This is a genomic window from Rhizobium sp. SG570 (assembly GCF_012275345.1).
GTDB lineage: Bacteria > Pseudomonadota > Alphaproteobacteria > Rhizobiales > Rhizobiaceae > Rhizobium > Rhizobium lusitanum.
Map to the genome: position 1 here is coordinate 207,664 of NZ_JAAZQI010000008.1, position 13,817 is coordinate 221,480.

The following is a 13,817-nucleotide window of genomic DNA, read 5'->3' on the forward strand; positions in this document are numbered from 1 at the left end:
CACGATAAGAACCGTCGAAATTTTCATGGGGTCGAGTGATAGACAGAAAATTTCGAAGCGTCAACGCATCAAGCAATAAAAAATCGCGCCCTCTCCCGATCCAAGTAAAAAGCATGGCTTGCCGACAGGATTTTGTTAAGCCGCCGACCCTATGCTCCGCTATCTAACGCTCGAGGTAGCCGTTTGCTCAATAATGATCTGCAGACGTCCGGCAAGGCTGGAGATTTTGATCGCCGCGACAAACTAAAGCCGGGAAATCGCTTTCTCGGTCGCGTTGTCGCGTGCAACGGCTCCAGCGCGACCATTGCCGCCGTCGCCGAGAATGGCGGCACCGATCTCACGGAACTTTGGTCGGTCGGCAAGCTGATCTCCATCAGCGTCGGGGCCAATCGCGTCGCAGCCATGGTCTACGCCATGAACACCAGCAATATCGGCTGGGGCGAAGAGCAGGACAACCTCTTCCGTATCGAAGTGGAGCTGCTGGGCGAAGTCCGTGTCGAGCCCGATGGCCGCGAGGAATTCTCAAGCGGCATTTCCGCTTATCCTTATCTCGGCGCCATCGCGCATCGCATCCGCGCCAGCGACCTGATGCGTATTTTCGATGCCGGCAAGGACAGCAGCTGCGTCATCGGCAAGCTGACGCAGGACGAAAGCATCGATGCCGCCATTCACATCCCGTCGATGCTGTCGAAACATTTCGCCGTGGTCGGCTCCACAGGCGTCGGCAAATCGACCGCCGTCTCGCTTCTGCTGCATAAGGCAATCGGCGCCGATCCGAAGCTGCGGGTGCTGATCCTCGACCCGCACAACGAATTCGCCGCCGCCTTTCCGAGGCACTCCGTCGTCATCGATACCGATACGCTCGACCTGCCCTTCTGGCTGATGCGGCTCGAGGAATTCAGCGAAGTCGTCTTCCGTGGCCGTCCGGCGGTACCGGAAGAGCTCGATGCGCTGCGCGATCTCATTCCGGAGGCAAAACGCGCCTTTCGCGGCAGCGATTCAACCTTGATGCGTCGCCAGTCGGAAAAAGCATCGGTGACGGCGGATACGCCGGTTCCCTATCGCATGGCCGACCTGCTGGCGCTCATCGACGAACGCATCGGACGGCTGGAGGGGCGCCAGGAAAAGCCGCACCTGCGCTCGCTGAAAATGCGCGTCATCTCGGCAATCAACGATCCGCGCTATAATTTCATGTTCTCCAACAACACGATCACCGATACGATCATGGAGACCATTGCCGAGATCTTCCGCATTCCGGGCGATGGTAAGCCGATTTGCACCTTCCAGCTCGCCGGAATTCCTTCGGAAGTCGTCAATTCCGTCGCGTCAGTCCTATGCCGCATGGCGTTCGAGCTGACGCTCTGGAGCGATGGCGCGATCCATATGCTCGTCGTCTGCGAGGAAGCGCATCGCTATATCCCCGCCGATCCGACGCTCGGCTTCCTGCCCACTCGGCAGGCCATTTCCCGCATCGCCAAGGAGGGACGCAAATACGGCGTTTCGCTTGGCATCATCACCCAGCGTCCGGGCGAACTCGACCAGACGATCCTGTCGCAATGCTCGACACTGTTCGCCATGCGCCTTGCCAACGATCGCGACCAGGAAATCATCCGTTCGGCCATACCGAACTCCTCCATATCGACGACGAGCTTTCTGTCATCCATAGGCAACGGCGAAGCCATCGCCTTCGGCGAAGCCATTGCCGTGCCGATGCGCATGCGTTTTTCCCGCGTGGCGGAGAATTTGCTGCCGAAAGCCAATGGCAGCGTGGCGAAAGCCAGCGAGGAATCACCTGACACCGTCGACCTGCGGACCATTGTCAGCCGCATGCGCTCGATCTCCGCTCCCGATATTTCCGCCCTGCAGCAGAGCTACAATGCCGCGAGTGAAGTTATGCCTGAGATCAGGAACGATCTTGGCGATGCCCCTATCGAACAATCCGCAAGGCGCCTGATCGAGGCGACCTTGCCATCGATTGAACCCTATCGCCCGGACATGCTGCCGCGCGCCGACGCTCTGCCGCCGACGGCGGCCTCCATGCAGACATCGATCGACAGCAAGCTCGCGGAACTGCGCCGCGAAATCCGTGGCGACGACACGGCTGGCGCTCGCGCGATGCCGACGAGAGACCCCGCTCCGTCCCTGCGGCGGGAGCCCGGCCTTTCGCTGCGTGACAGTATCCTGAAGAAACCGCTGAGCAGTCTTTACGACAAGGATTGATCGGTCAGCCTATGGGCTGACGCGCTCCCAGCTTTCGTCCATCTGATTGCGAAACCACGTCATCTGCCGTTTGGCATATTGCCGTGTAGCTGCCGCTCCGGTTTCGAGAACGTCCTCTCGCGTCATCTCGTCTCTTAGCATCGCGGCAATCTGCGACACGCCGATCGCCTTCATGACCGGCATCTCCGACGATAGCTCCAGCGCCAGCAGAGCCCGCACTTCGTCCGCAGCCCCCATCGCCAGCATCTTTTCAAAGCGGCTGTTGATGCGCTCGTGCAGCAAGGCGCGGTCCGGCAACACCACGATCTTCCGGGCGCGCTCAGGATCGATCACGACTGGCCCGGTCTTCCCCTGAAAGGCGGCGATGGATTGGCCTGTCGCTTCGATCACCTCCAGGGCGCGAACGATGCGCTGGCCGTCCTGAGGATTGAGAGTTTCAGCAACGGCACCGTCGCGGTCGGCAAGCTCGCGATGCAGCGCCTCGGCTCCCTCCGCCAGGAGTCGCGCGCGCAGACGGTTACGAATCTCAAGAGGAATGCCGGGCATGTCGGAAAGGCCACCTGTCAACGCTTTGAAGTAAAGCCCTGTTCCGCCGACGAAAACAGGCATTCGCCCCTCATCGCGCAATCGTTCCACCAATACGGCGGCCTCGCGCAGCCAGAAGCCGGTGGAATAGGCTTGCGCTGCCGGCACATGACCATAAAGATGGTGCGGAATGCCCTCCATATCCGCCTGCGAAGGCCGAGCAGTCAGCACGCGTAACGTATCATAAACCTGCATGCTGTCGGCATTGACGACCACGCCGCCATGCGCACGCGCCAATTCAACCGCCAGTGCGGACTTGCCGCTGGCGGTCGGCCCGGTTATCAGGATCGCGTCGATATCGCTCACAAGGTTTCTGCTCATGGCCTTCGTTGCCACGCTTATTGCCAATCCGTCAAATCCCGTTCTTGCTCCGGCCATCGCTGAACAGGCAGCAGATGCCGTCAAGGCCTCAGGGCTCTATTGGCTGGCCGACGGCATCGCTTGCGATATCGCGCTGCGCGACGATGCCGACCTGCGGGCGGCGGAAGCCAACATCCTCGCCGTCATCGGCGGCGCGCCGATCGACCTGGTGATCCAGGAAGCCGAAACACGTCGCAAGAAACTGCTGATCGCCGACATGGACTCGACGATGATCGGCCAGGAATGCATCGACGAACTCGCGGCCGAAGTCGGCCTGAAGGAGAAGGTCGCCGACATCACGGCCCGCGCCATGAACGGCGAAATCGCCTTCGAGCCCGCCCTGCGCGAGCGTGTGGCCCTGCTGAAGGGCCTGCCGATTTCCGTGGTCGACGATGTCATCGCAAAACGCATCACCCTGACGCCGGGCGGTCCTGAGCTGATCGCCACGATGAAGGCGAAGGGGTATTACACTGCCCTCGTTTCCGGCGGCTTCACCGTCTTTACGAACCGCATCGGCGCGACATTGGGCTTCGACGAGGATCGCGCCAATATCCTGCTGGAAGAAAGAGGCGTCCTCACCGGCCTCGTCGAAGAACCGATCCTCGGCAAGCAGGCCAAGGTGGATGCGCTGACCGAGATCGCCGAAAAACTCGGCATTTTGACCGACGACGCGCTCGCCGTCGGTGACGGCGCCAATGATCTCGGCATGTTGCAGCTCGCCGGCTCCGGTGTCGCACTGCACGCCAAACCGACGGTTTCGGCACAGGCTCGCATGCGCATCGACCACGGCGATCTGACCGCCCTGCTCTATCTCCAGGGCTATCGAAAGAGCGACTTCATCAAACCATAGAAACGGCGGAAGCCGCCAATGTCGGGTGCCATCGATGACCATCACCGAAACCGAACGCCTCATTATCCGCAACTGGCGCAAGACGGACCGAGATCTGGTCTTCGAGATCAATTCCGACGAGGCTGTGATGGAGTTCTTTCCCTTCCGCCGCAACCGTGCGGAAGCCGATGCCTTCTTCGATCGCGTCCACTCGATGATCGCCGAAACCGGCCTCGGCTTCTATGCACTGGAGGAAAAAGCCAGCGGCGAGACGATCGGCTTTTGCGGGCTGGCACGTGTCGATCACCTTGAGCCCCCCATAGCCAAGGGCACAATCGAAATCGGCTGGCGGCTCGCGGCTCGCTACTGGGGCAAGGGATTTGCCAGCGAAGCAGCGCGAGCGCTGCTCGCGCTTGGCTTCGAAAAGCTCGGTCTCGACCAGATCGTTTCCTTTGCCGTGCACGACAATACCAGGTCGACCTCCGTGATGGAGCGGATCGGCATGCATCGCGTCGCCGGTGGCGATTTCGACCATCCCAACGTGCCGGACACCCACCCACACTTGAAACGGCACGTGCTCTACCGCCTGACTGCGGATGAATGGCGCGTCGGGCGATGACCCTCGTCGAGACGTCCCGGCTGACCCTCCGGCCCTGCCGGGAAGAGGACCGCGATCTCTTCTACGAGCTCAGCTCCGATCCCGCCGTGCTTGCGTTCTTTCCCTTTCGCCGCAGTCGAGCAGATGCCGATACCGTCTTCACCATGATCCGGAGCATCGTCCCGGAACCGGGCTTCGATCTTCTGGTGATGGCTTTGAAGCAGAGCGGCGAAGCGATCGGCCTTTGCGGGCTGTCGAAGCCGCAGCTCGAGCCCTATTTGCCGAAGGACGCGGTGGAAATCGGCTGGCGGATGTCAGCGCGCCACTGGCGCAATGGCTATGCCACAGAAGCGGGTCTGGCACTCCTGCGCCACGGCTTCGAGACGCTGAAGCTTGATGAAATCCTGTCGATCGCCGTTCACGACAACCGTCGCGCCCTCGCGGTCATGCGAAGGATCGGCATGCATCCGGATCCGGCCATCGACTTCGACCATCCGCAGATCCCGGACACGCATCCGCAATTAAGACGCCACGTCGTCTACCGCCTGCGTACCGCCGAATGGCGGTCGCAGCGGCAAACGGAAAACTGAAGTGTCTACTCGAGAGCAACAGCGATAAAGCGCAAGTCGCCACTTGGAGACGCAATCATCAACTGCGCGTTTCGGCGCCCTTCCCGCTTCAGCGAGGCCACTTTTTCCGATGCGGCACTCGGCGTCTGCACGAATTCCTGCGCGACTTCGACGACAACATCCCCGGGCTTCAGGCCCTTCTCGGCGGCAGCCGAACCCGGTGCAACTTCCGTGATGACGACGCCATCGACGCTATCGGCGATACCGAAGCTCTTGCGGTTCTCGGCCGTCAGCGTCGCCAGCTTCATGCCGAGTATACTCGTGTTTGCCTGGGCCGGTGGCTGAGCCTGCGGCGACTGCTGCTGGTTGTCACCCTGGTCCTGTCCATCCATGCCATCATCATTGCCGCCATCGCCCCCGTCCGGATTGATGACGCCGTCATGATTGCCGTCGCCATCAGGCGCGAGCTGAGGCTGCTTGTCCTTGTCGGTGCTCGCCGCTGCCGCCTGATCGCTATTTTCCAGCCGGCCAAGCGTGACCTTGACGGTCTGCTCCTTGCCGTCGCGGAAGATGATCACATCCACTTCCTTGCCGACCGGGCTTTCAGCGACGACACGCGGCAGGTCGCGCATTTCAGCCACATCCTTGCCGTCGAATTTCAGGATGACGTCACCTGCCTTGATGGTGCCGTTGTCGACGGGGCCACCCTTGATGACGCCGGCCACGAGTGCGCCCTTCGCGCTGCCGAGACCGAGACTGTTGGCGACATCATCCGTCACCGGCTGAATACGAACGCCGAGCCAGCCGCGACGGGTTTCGCCGAAATCCCTGAGCTGCTTGACGACGCCCTCGGCCAGCTCCGAAGGCACGGCAAAGCCGATGCCGATCGAGCCGCCGCTCGGGGAGATGATGGCCGTGTTGATGCCGATCACCTCACCCTTCATGTTGAAGAGCGGACCGCCGGAATTACCCTTGTTGATCGCCGCATCCGTCTGGATGAAATTGTCGTACGGACCGGCATTGATGTTGCGCCCGCGCGCCGAAACGATACCGATGGTCACGGATCCACCCAGGCCGAAGGGATTGCCGATCGCCATCACCCAGTCACCGATCCTCATCTTGGAGGAATCGCCGAACTTCACCGCCGTCAGCGGATGCTTCGGCTCGACCTTGAGGAGCGAGAGATCGGTCTTCGTATCGGTTCCGATCAGCTTCGCCTTCAGCTTCGTCCCGTTCGGGAAGATCGCCTCGATATCATCGGCGCCTTCGATGACGTGGTTGTTAGTGACGATATAGCCGGCCGCATCGATGACGAAGCCAGAACCGAGCGAGCTTACCTTGCGGTTGCTGTCCTCGTTATTCCTGTTCTTGAAGAAATCGTTGAAGAAATCCTGGAACGGCGAATTGTCCGGCACCTTCGGCGTCGCCGGGCCATCCCCCTCGTCCTTCACCTTCTGCGAGGTGGAGATGTTGACGACGGCATCGAGCAAACCGGAAGCAAGATCTGCAACCGAAGCGGGGCCGGCATTCATAGCCGGGTTCATCGTCATCGTCGGCGTGTCCGCAGGCGGCGTCTGGTTGTTGGTGGCTGCCGGTGCCTGAGCGCCCGCAGCCGCGCCGCTATTCTGCGTCTGTGCATAGGCCTGTTCGGCGCCACCGACGACGGGACCGGCAATCAGCGCCATGCTGGCCAGCAAAGCGAACGAACGTCTGAAAGGCAGGCGAATGGTCGGGGCCATCAGGCATCCTCATCGATAAAGGGAAATCTTGAATAAGCATCAACATAAGGCGGAATGATGAAGCGCGAAATCACCTTTTTGCGAAATCCCCGAACGTCAATCCGACCAAGGCATTTATGGCAAAGGTGATGTGGTTTCCGATAAAGAAAAGGGCCGCCGTGAGGCAGCCCTTGGATTTCAGCGGGTTGACGCCTCAGTTCGCCGGAGTCGTCGTCGGACTGGCTAGCGCCGGCGCGCCGGAATTGGGCGCGGTACCGTTGGGACTATCGAAGAACTTGAAGAAGTCCGACTTGTTCGGCGGCAGGACCAGCGTCTTGCCACCGGAAACGAACGCCTTGTTGTAGGCGGCCATCGTGCGATAGAATTCGTAGAAATTCGGATCGCGCGATGAGGCATCGGCAAAGATGCCGTTGCGCTCGGCTTCACCCTGACCACGCAGGACTTCCGAATCCTTCTGCGCATCCGCGATAAGCTCGACGACCTGACGGTCCGCGATCGCGCGGCGGCGCTGGCCTTCTTCGTTACCCCGTGCGCGGAGGAGCTCGGCTTCCGCCAAACGCTCGGCCTTCATACGATCGTAAGTATTCTGCGACACTTCCTGAGACAGGTCAGTGCGGCGGATGCGGACATCCTCGATGTTGAGACCGAGCGTCTCGGCATCGCGGCGCAGATCGTCGCGCACTTCGGTCATCATCGACGCGCGTTCGTTGGACAGCGCCGCTTCGAAGTTGCGCAGACCGTAGACACGACGCAGCGAGGCGTCGAGGCGGGTTCTGAGACGGGATTCCGCCGCATCACGATCGCCCGACACCGCCTCGCGGAACTTGCGAGCATCGGTGATCTTGTAGACCACGAAAGCATCGACCTCGTAGAACTTGCCGCCCGACACCTGGACGCGGATATTGTCCAGATCGAAACGGAGTTCCTGCAGCTGTATGTATTGAACGCGGTCAGCATCCATGAAGGCGAAAGGCAGCTTGAAGTAGAGCCCCGGCTCCGCCTTGACTGCGCGGATCTGGCCGAAACGCAGGACGATAGCCTGCTCCCGGGCATTGACCACGAACACCGACGAATAAACGAGCAGCAGCAGCACCGCGAGCGCGATGAGAATGGTTGGTAAACGGCTGGACGTCATTATTTGGCCTCCGGCTGAGCTGCAGTGGCGGGCTTGCCCGCCCGCGTCGCGGGCTGCTTGCCGATGTCGTTCAGCGGCAGATAGGGCACGACGCCCTGCTTGTCATCGATGATGACACTGTTGGAATTGCCGATAACGGTCTCCATGGTTTCAAGGAACAGCCGCTTGCGGGTGACTTCCGGCGCCTTGATGTACTCGTCGTAGATCGAGATGAAGCGCTGTGCTTCACCCTGAGCTTCCTTTACGACACGATCCTTGTAGGCAGCCGCTTCTTCGCGGATCTGAGCCGCGCGACCGCGGGCCTGACCGAGCTGCTGGTTGGCGTATTGATTGGCCTCTTCAACCTGCTGGTCTTCGTTCTGCTCGGCGCGCTGTACTTCTTCGAACGCATCGGCCACTTCGCGCGGCGGTGCTACATCCTCGATCGGTACGGCAGTAATGGCGATGCCGGCGCCGTAGCGGTCCAGCGTATCCTGGATGATGGCCCTCACCTGAACGGCGATTTCCTGGCGGTTATCGCGATAGATGTCCTGGGCGGGACGGCGGCCGACGACTTCGCGCATGGCGCTTTCTGCAACCTGCTGCAGCGTTTCGTCGGGACTTTCGAGATTGAAGAGATAGGATTGCGGATTAGTTACCACAAAGAGAACCGAGAATTGGACGTTGACGATGTTCTGATCGCCCGTCAGCATCAGGCCGGCAGTCGAACCGGCGGCCGAGCGACCGCCGATATTGCGCTGCTGTTCCGTGACCTTCACGAACTCAACGCGATCCATCGGCCAGAAATGGAAATGCAGGCCGGGCATCGAGACTTCCGTGTTCGGCTTGCCGAAACGCAGTTCCACACCGCGCTCATCCGGCTGCACCGTATAGACGCACTGAATCAGCCAGAAAACACCGATAACCGCAGCGATGATAAGAAAGACGCCTGCATTGAAGCCACCAGGGATAAAGCCTTTCAACCGGTCCTGGCCGCGGCGAATAATATCCTCGAGATCCGGAGGCCCTCCGTTGCCGCTTCCCCGCGGCCGGTTCGGTCCTTGCCCCCAAGGTCCCTGATTATTTCCACCGCCGCCGCCGCCGCCCCACGGGCCACCGCCGCCGCCATTCTGATTGCTCCAAGGCATCAAAACCTCTTTGTTTGTTGACTCCCAGCACCGCGCCGAACCCGCAAAATTAGCAGGCGGCAGCGATTGCATCCCGTTATAGGTATCGACGCACCTGCTTTCAACGCAACTTCAGGAAGTTCGGCGGATTAACTGGAAAATATTTGAATTTTCAGGGCAGCCCTTATGCATTTCGCCTAAAATAACTGACGAAACGTGTCGGATAGGTGTCCTTCTCGCCGGCGGGCACGGCAAGCTCGCTGTCGACCTGCCAAAGGGCGGGATCGATGGCCGGGAAGGAGGTGTCGCCATCCACCTCCGCCTCGACATGCGTGATGAGCAACCGGTCGGCCAGACCGATCGCCTGCCGATAGATCTCGCCACCGCCCAGAATGCAGATCTCGTCGACGCCGCTCTCGGTCGCAAGGCGGGACGCGGCATCGATGGCTTCGCTCAGCGAATGCACCACCGTTACGCCTTCGGGCGAAAAGCTTTCATCGCGAGTGATGATGATGTTCGGCCGGCCGGGCAGCGGCTTGCCGATCGACTGGAATGTCTTGCGTCCCATGATGACGGGTTTTCCGAGGGTCATCGCCTTGAAGCGCTTGAGGTCGGAAGACTGTCGCCAGGGCATGTCGCCGTCACGCCCGATAATGCCATTGCGCGAAACGGCAACGACGATGGTCTTGATCGGCTGGGTCATGCATCCTCCCTCAAACAACGTCACCATCGCCATAGGCGAGTCGGCCTCATGATTCCACTGCATGATAGCGCTGACAGACCTTGGAAAGCACCCACCCGCCTGCAATCAACCGCCATTGTTGAGTTTATCGAGCTGTCCGGCCAGCACGCCGCCATCCTCGCGATCATCCGCCATCTTGCGGTAAAGACCGGCCATGCCTTTGAATATCAGCGCGGCGGGATCATCTTCGCCGAGGAAATCCGAGATCTCCTCCATCTCCGCGACCCAGCGATAGGCTTTCGGATACATGTCTGGGATGCCCTGCACAAATTTCGCATCGAGATCCGGTAGGCTTTCCTGGAGCTCGCGTTTCAGGGCCTCATCCGCTCCGGAGCGGATGGCGGCGAGCAGCATGGTGGTCCCAAGGCCCGTCACGCCCTTGTTGATGCCGGCATAGCACATCTTCAGCGCCGATGCGGCGCCGATCGGCCCATCGATGCGGCGCACCTGAAGCCCGCGTTCGGCCAGCATGGCGCTGCTGTCGGCCGCATCTCCGCTGACATAAAGCTTGGGTCCCTTCTGGCCGGGCTTCGGCGGGCCGCCGATGATGGAACCATCGAGAACCACGCCGCAATCGCTGGCAAAGATCGAGGCGACCTGCACCATCGTCTGCGGCGAAATCGCATTGCAATCCATGAATGTCGTCTTCGTGCCGCGTCGACGCACGGCTGCTGCGATCTGCTCGGCCACGCCGATGGCGGCGGCGGGTGGAACGATGGAAAGGATGAGGCCGGCTCCGGCGATAGCGTCCAGCCCGACAACCTCCATGCCCGCAGACTTCGCTCGATCGATCGTTGTCGCCGAGCGGCCCTCGAGATGGGTCAACACCTTCGCGCCATTCTCGACCAAACGCCTCGCAATGGCGCTGCCCATCGCGCCGGCTCCGATGACTGCGATATCCACGACCGATCTCCCTCTTCACGCAAGGACGACAATATAGCGCCTCGCGACTAGGCCGACGAGCGGAATGCGGCGCGGGAACGATAAGTTTTGCGCATGGGCGATGGGCCAAAAAGCGATCGGCCAAGACAGGCGCCATAGCTTTTTCTTATAGGCTGCCGACCATTTCGAAATGGGCAATCGTCGCGCTTCCCGTCATCCCTAGTCGCCAGTCAAGGCCTATCAGGGTTCGTCAAACACGGTACGGCACCGCATCCGGACCGAGCGGTCTCGACGCGGTATTGGCCGGAGACGGAGGAAAATGCTGATCCATTTATTTGATGGCCTCGCCCACGGCATGCTGCTGTTCGTGCTTTCGTGCGGGCTGGCGGTGGGAGGGTCCGTGCCGCAGCACGGCCCTCCTTGCAGGCCTTGTCTGCAATCCGCCCCACCGACTTTTCGCATCACGAACCACCAGTCGCATGTCGACGATCGCATTCATCGGCTTCCCCAAGACCTGTTTCTGCGCTTCGTCCGCGAAAGGGTGAACGCATCGCCGGAAGCAACTTAGCCACCGCGACGATTGCTCTACGCGTTGCGGAGAACAAGAACGGCATAGATGCAAGGCCTGCCGCTCTCGTTCTTGAACACGCAATCCGTCGGCGGGCCGAGCTCGAGGCAATCGCCTGCCGACATCCGATGCCTTGCATTGCCTTCGAGAAAAATCAGCTCGCCCTCCAGCACCCAAATGAGCTGCCGCATGAAAGCATAGGCCGATGCCGGCATGGGAACATCGGCTCCCGCGGGCAATTCGATGCGAACCAGATCAAGCGGCAGGTCCGACTTCGGGGACACATGCCGCCGCTCGTAGCCGGTCTGCGGATCGACCCACACGGGCTGGTCCTCCTTCTTCAGGAAACGGTCCTGCTGCATTTCAGCACGTGCCATCAATGTCGACATGCTCAGGCTGAAAGCACCCGACAGCTTGCCGAGCAGCGTTGCCGTCGGACTGCTCTCGCCACGCTCGATCTTGTGGATCATGGCGCGGGAAACGGCGGAACGTTCGGCAAGCTCTGTCAGCGACCATCCGCGGCTCTCGCGTTCGATGCGAATGCGCGCACCGATGCGCTTGTCGATTTCTTCAAGTTGAGACATCGTTTTACTATAGTAGACTTTCCTGAGGATAGCAATATGGAAATCCACAACAATTCTATAGCTAAATAATTGATATATTGACGTAATATGTGAAAGTTAATTCATACCTTAGGCCGCCCCGTTATCAGCTCGCTGGTTTTTATGATAACATAGTGGACAAGCGCAGAAATCGGCGTATGACAGAGTGAAACGATCAATCACACCAGAATCCAATTTAGTGGATAGCTTCACGGAGCAATCGATGCAAATTCGCGATGCCAATGACGAAGATGTCGCGGGAATAACCGCGATCTACAACGACGCCGTCGTCAACACAGCCGCGATCTGGAACGAGACACAGGTCGATGCGGACAATCGAAAGCGATGGCTGCAGGATCGGCGCAGGCTGGGCTATCCGGTGCTGGTCGCCATTGACGATCGCGGCGAAGTCGTCGGATATGCCTCATTCGGCGATTGGCGGGCCTTCGACGGCTATCGGCATACGGTCGAGCATTCCGTCTATGTCCGAAATGATCAATATCGAAGCGGAATCGGCAGGGCGTTGATGGTCGAGCTGATCGAGCGCGCCAAGACCATCGGAAAGCATGCGATGATCGCCGGCATCGAGGCCGGAAACGTCGCTTCGATCAGGCTTCATGAGAAGCTCGGCTTTCAGCAGGTCGGCCTTCTCCCGGAAGTCGGCACGAAATTCGGCCGGTGGCTCGATCTGGCGTTTCTGCAACTGCTGCTCGATCGGCGCACTGAGCCCGATTCCCCGCCGACAGCCTGAAAGCGCCGGATACAATGGCAATCACGGTCGCAACGTTCGTTCTCTCGGGCTAACATTCGTTGCCGGCCGAAACGCCGCCTAGACGGCAACCTCAGCCGCAATCGCCGCGTGCGGCTCGTAGCCTACGACTTCGAAATCCCCGATGCGGTAGCCGTCTATGCTGTCGGGCCGACGCAGCAAGCGCAGGGTCGGGAACGGCCTGGGTTCGCGGCTCAACTGCTCGTGGATCGCATCCAGATGGTTGAGATAGAGGTGCACGTCGCCGCCCGACCAGACCAGTTCCCCCACGTCCATATCGACCTGCTGCGCAACCATGGCCAGCAAGGCCGCCTGCTGCGAGATATTGAAGGGGTTCCCCAGGAACAGATCGCACGAGCGCTGGAAGACCATCAGGCTGAGGCGCGGACGCCGGCCTTCGGCGCCGGATATGTTCGACACATGGAACTGATAGACCATGTGGCAGGGATGCAGCGCCATGTCGGCCAATTCGCCGACATTCCATGCATGGAAGATCATCCGGCGGCTGCTGGGATTGGTCTTCAGGTCGTGAATGACCGATGCGAGCTGATCATGCACCCGGCCCTCGGCATCGCGCCACTGGCGCCATTGCTTGCCATAGACCGGGCCGAGATCGCCCCACTCGAGCGCAAAAGCCTCGTCAGCCAGAATTCGCGCCTCGAAAGCGATCTGATCGATGTTCTCGCCGGTGGCCTTGCGATATTTCGCCAATGGCCAATCGGTCCAGATCCGCACGTTTTCCTTAAGGAGGTTGCGGATGTTCGTATCACCCGTCAGGAACCAGAGCATTTCCTTGACGGCGAGCTTCCAGTAGACGCGCTTGGTCGTGAAGACCGGGAACTGCCCCTTCGAGAGATCGAAGCGCATCATCGCTCCGAGGCCGCTCAGGGTGCCGACGCCCGTTCTATCGATCCGGCGATCACCGTTATCGAGCAGGTGCGCCATCAGGTCGAGGTATTGATACTCCGGGTGGCGAACCATCTTCAGCTCCGAAATCGCTCTTGAAGTTTTCCGGGCAGCGCGAGTGCCGCCAGCGGCAGTTCGCCGCCGCGCGCCCGGCCGATTCCTTTTTCGCAATTCTAGTGACAAGCTGGTGGGAAACCAACCGCGGCT

The 13,817-nt window shown here is 60.3% G+C and carries 14 protein-coding genes; 6 read left to right on the forward strand and 8 right to left on the reverse strand.

Features of this window, described 5'->3' with window-relative positions:
• Positions 1–183 precede the first annotated feature (183 nt).
• On the forward strand, positions 184–2,220 hold the full coding sequence (locus FHT28_RS17965; RefSeq protein ID WP_168596946.1) for an ATP-binding protein: 2,037 nt from the start codon (positions 184–186) through the stop codon (positions 2,218–2,220).
• A 9-nt stretch (positions 2,221–2,229) separates the two neighbouring features.
• On the opposite strand, the gene miaA is transcribed toward FHT28_RS17965, so the two are convergent.
• Positions 2,230–3,126, reverse strand: a complete 897-nt coding sequence (gene miaA, locus FHT28_RS17970) for a tRNA (adenosine(37)-N6)-dimethylallyltransferase MiaA (protein WP_168596947.1) — start codon at positions 3,124–3,126, stop codon at positions 2,230–2,232.
• On the opposite strand from miaA, the gene serB reads away from it, so the two are divergent.
• The 3 genes from serB to FHT28_RS17985 are packed head-to-tail and all read left to right on the forward strand — an operon-like array spanning position 3,125 to position 5,182.
• Positions 3,125–4,015: a phosphoserine phosphatase SerB gene (gene serB, locus FHT28_RS17975; RefSeq protein ID WP_037202674.1), complete on the forward strand. Its 891-nt coding sequence runs from the start codon at positions 3,125–3,127 to the stop codon at positions 4,013–4,015. The genes miaA and serB overlap by 2 nt on opposite strands.
• A gap of 34 nt (positions 4,016–4,049) precedes the next feature.
• Positions 4,050–4,613, forward strand: coding sequence for a GNAT family N-acetyltransferase (locus FHT28_RS17980; protein WP_168596948.1), 564 nt, complete (start codon positions 4,050–4,052; stop codon positions 4,611–4,613).
• Entirely contained in the window at positions 4,610–5,182 is a 573-nt protein-coding gene (locus FHT28_RS17985; protein WP_168596949.1) for a GNAT family N-acetyltransferase, read from the forward strand. The genes FHT28_RS17980 and FHT28_RS17985 overlap by 4 nt, the downstream gene beginning before the upstream one ends.
• A 5-nt stretch (positions 5,183–5,187) precedes the next feature.
• Here the strand turns inward: FHT28_RS17985 and FHT28_RS17990 are convergent, their stop codons facing one another.
• The 5 genes from FHT28_RS17990 to FHT28_RS18010 form a co-directional block, all read right to left on the reverse strand.
• On the reverse strand, positions 5,188–6,900 hold the full coding sequence (locus tag FHT28_RS17990; RefSeq protein ID WP_037202676.1) for a DegQ family serine endoprotease: 1,713 nt from the start codon (positions 6,898–6,900) through the stop codon (positions 5,188–5,190).
• Between the two features lie 193 nt (positions 6,901–7,093).
• Positions 7,094–8,035: a protease modulator HflC gene (locus tag FHT28_RS17995; protein ID WP_037202677.1), complete on the reverse strand. Its 942-nt coding sequence runs from the start codon at positions 8,033–8,035 to the stop codon at positions 7,094–7,096.
• The gene (hflK, locus tag FHT28_RS18000; protein ID WP_037202678.1) at positions 8,035–9,162 is read right to left on the reverse strand and encodes an FtsH protease activity modulator HflK; all 1,128 of its coding nucleotides are present in this window, start codon (positions 9,160–9,162) and stop codon (positions 8,035–8,037) included. The genes FHT28_RS17995 and hflK overlap by 1 nt, the downstream gene beginning before the upstream one ends.
• 163 nt (positions 9,163–9,325) lie before the next feature.
• Positions 9,326–9,844 (reverse strand): dihydrofolate reductase, encoded by a 519-nt coding sequence (locus FHT28_RS18005; RefSeq protein ID WP_037202679.1) that lies wholly within the window; start codon positions 9,842–9,844, stop codon positions 9,326–9,328.
• 105 nt (positions 9,845–9,949) lie between these two features.
• Positions 9,950–10,786, reverse strand: a complete 837-nt coding sequence (locus FHT28_RS18010) for an NAD(P)-dependent oxidoreductase (RefSeq protein ID WP_168596950.1) — start codon at positions 10,784–10,786, stop codon at positions 9,950–9,952.
• Positions 10,787–11,084: 298 nt separating this feature from the next.
• Between FHT28_RS18010 and FHT28_RS35890 the strand changes: the two genes are divergently transcribed.
• Entirely contained in the window at positions 11,085–11,333 is a 249-nt protein-coding gene (locus FHT28_RS35890) for a hypothetical protein (protein WP_168600190.1), read from the forward strand.
• Between the two features lie 17 nt (positions 11,334–11,350).
• Here the strand turns inward: FHT28_RS35890 and FHT28_RS18015 are convergent, their stop codons facing one another.
• Positions 11,351–11,917, reverse strand: coding sequence for an XRE family transcriptional regulator (locus FHT28_RS18015; RefSeq protein ID WP_168596951.1), 567 nt, complete (start codon positions 11,915–11,917; stop codon positions 11,351–11,353).
• A 241-nt stretch (positions 11,918–12,158) separates the two neighbouring features.
• On the opposite strand from FHT28_RS18015, the gene FHT28_RS18020 reads away from it, so the two are divergent.
• On the forward strand, positions 12,159–12,686 hold the full coding sequence (locus FHT28_RS18020) for a GNAT family N-acetyltransferase (RefSeq protein WP_168596952.1): 528 nt from the start codon (positions 12,159–12,161) through the stop codon (positions 12,684–12,686).
• A gap of 78 nt (positions 12,687–12,764) precedes the next feature.
• Here the strand turns inward: FHT28_RS18020 and FHT28_RS18025 are convergent, their stop codons facing one another.
• The gene (locus FHT28_RS18025; RefSeq protein ID WP_168596953.1) at positions 12,765–13,685 is read right to left on the reverse strand and encodes a thymidylate synthase; all 921 of its coding nucleotides are present in this window, start codon (positions 13,683–13,685) and stop codon (positions 12,765–12,767) included.
• Between the last annotated feature and the right edge of the window lie 132 nt (positions 13,686–13,817).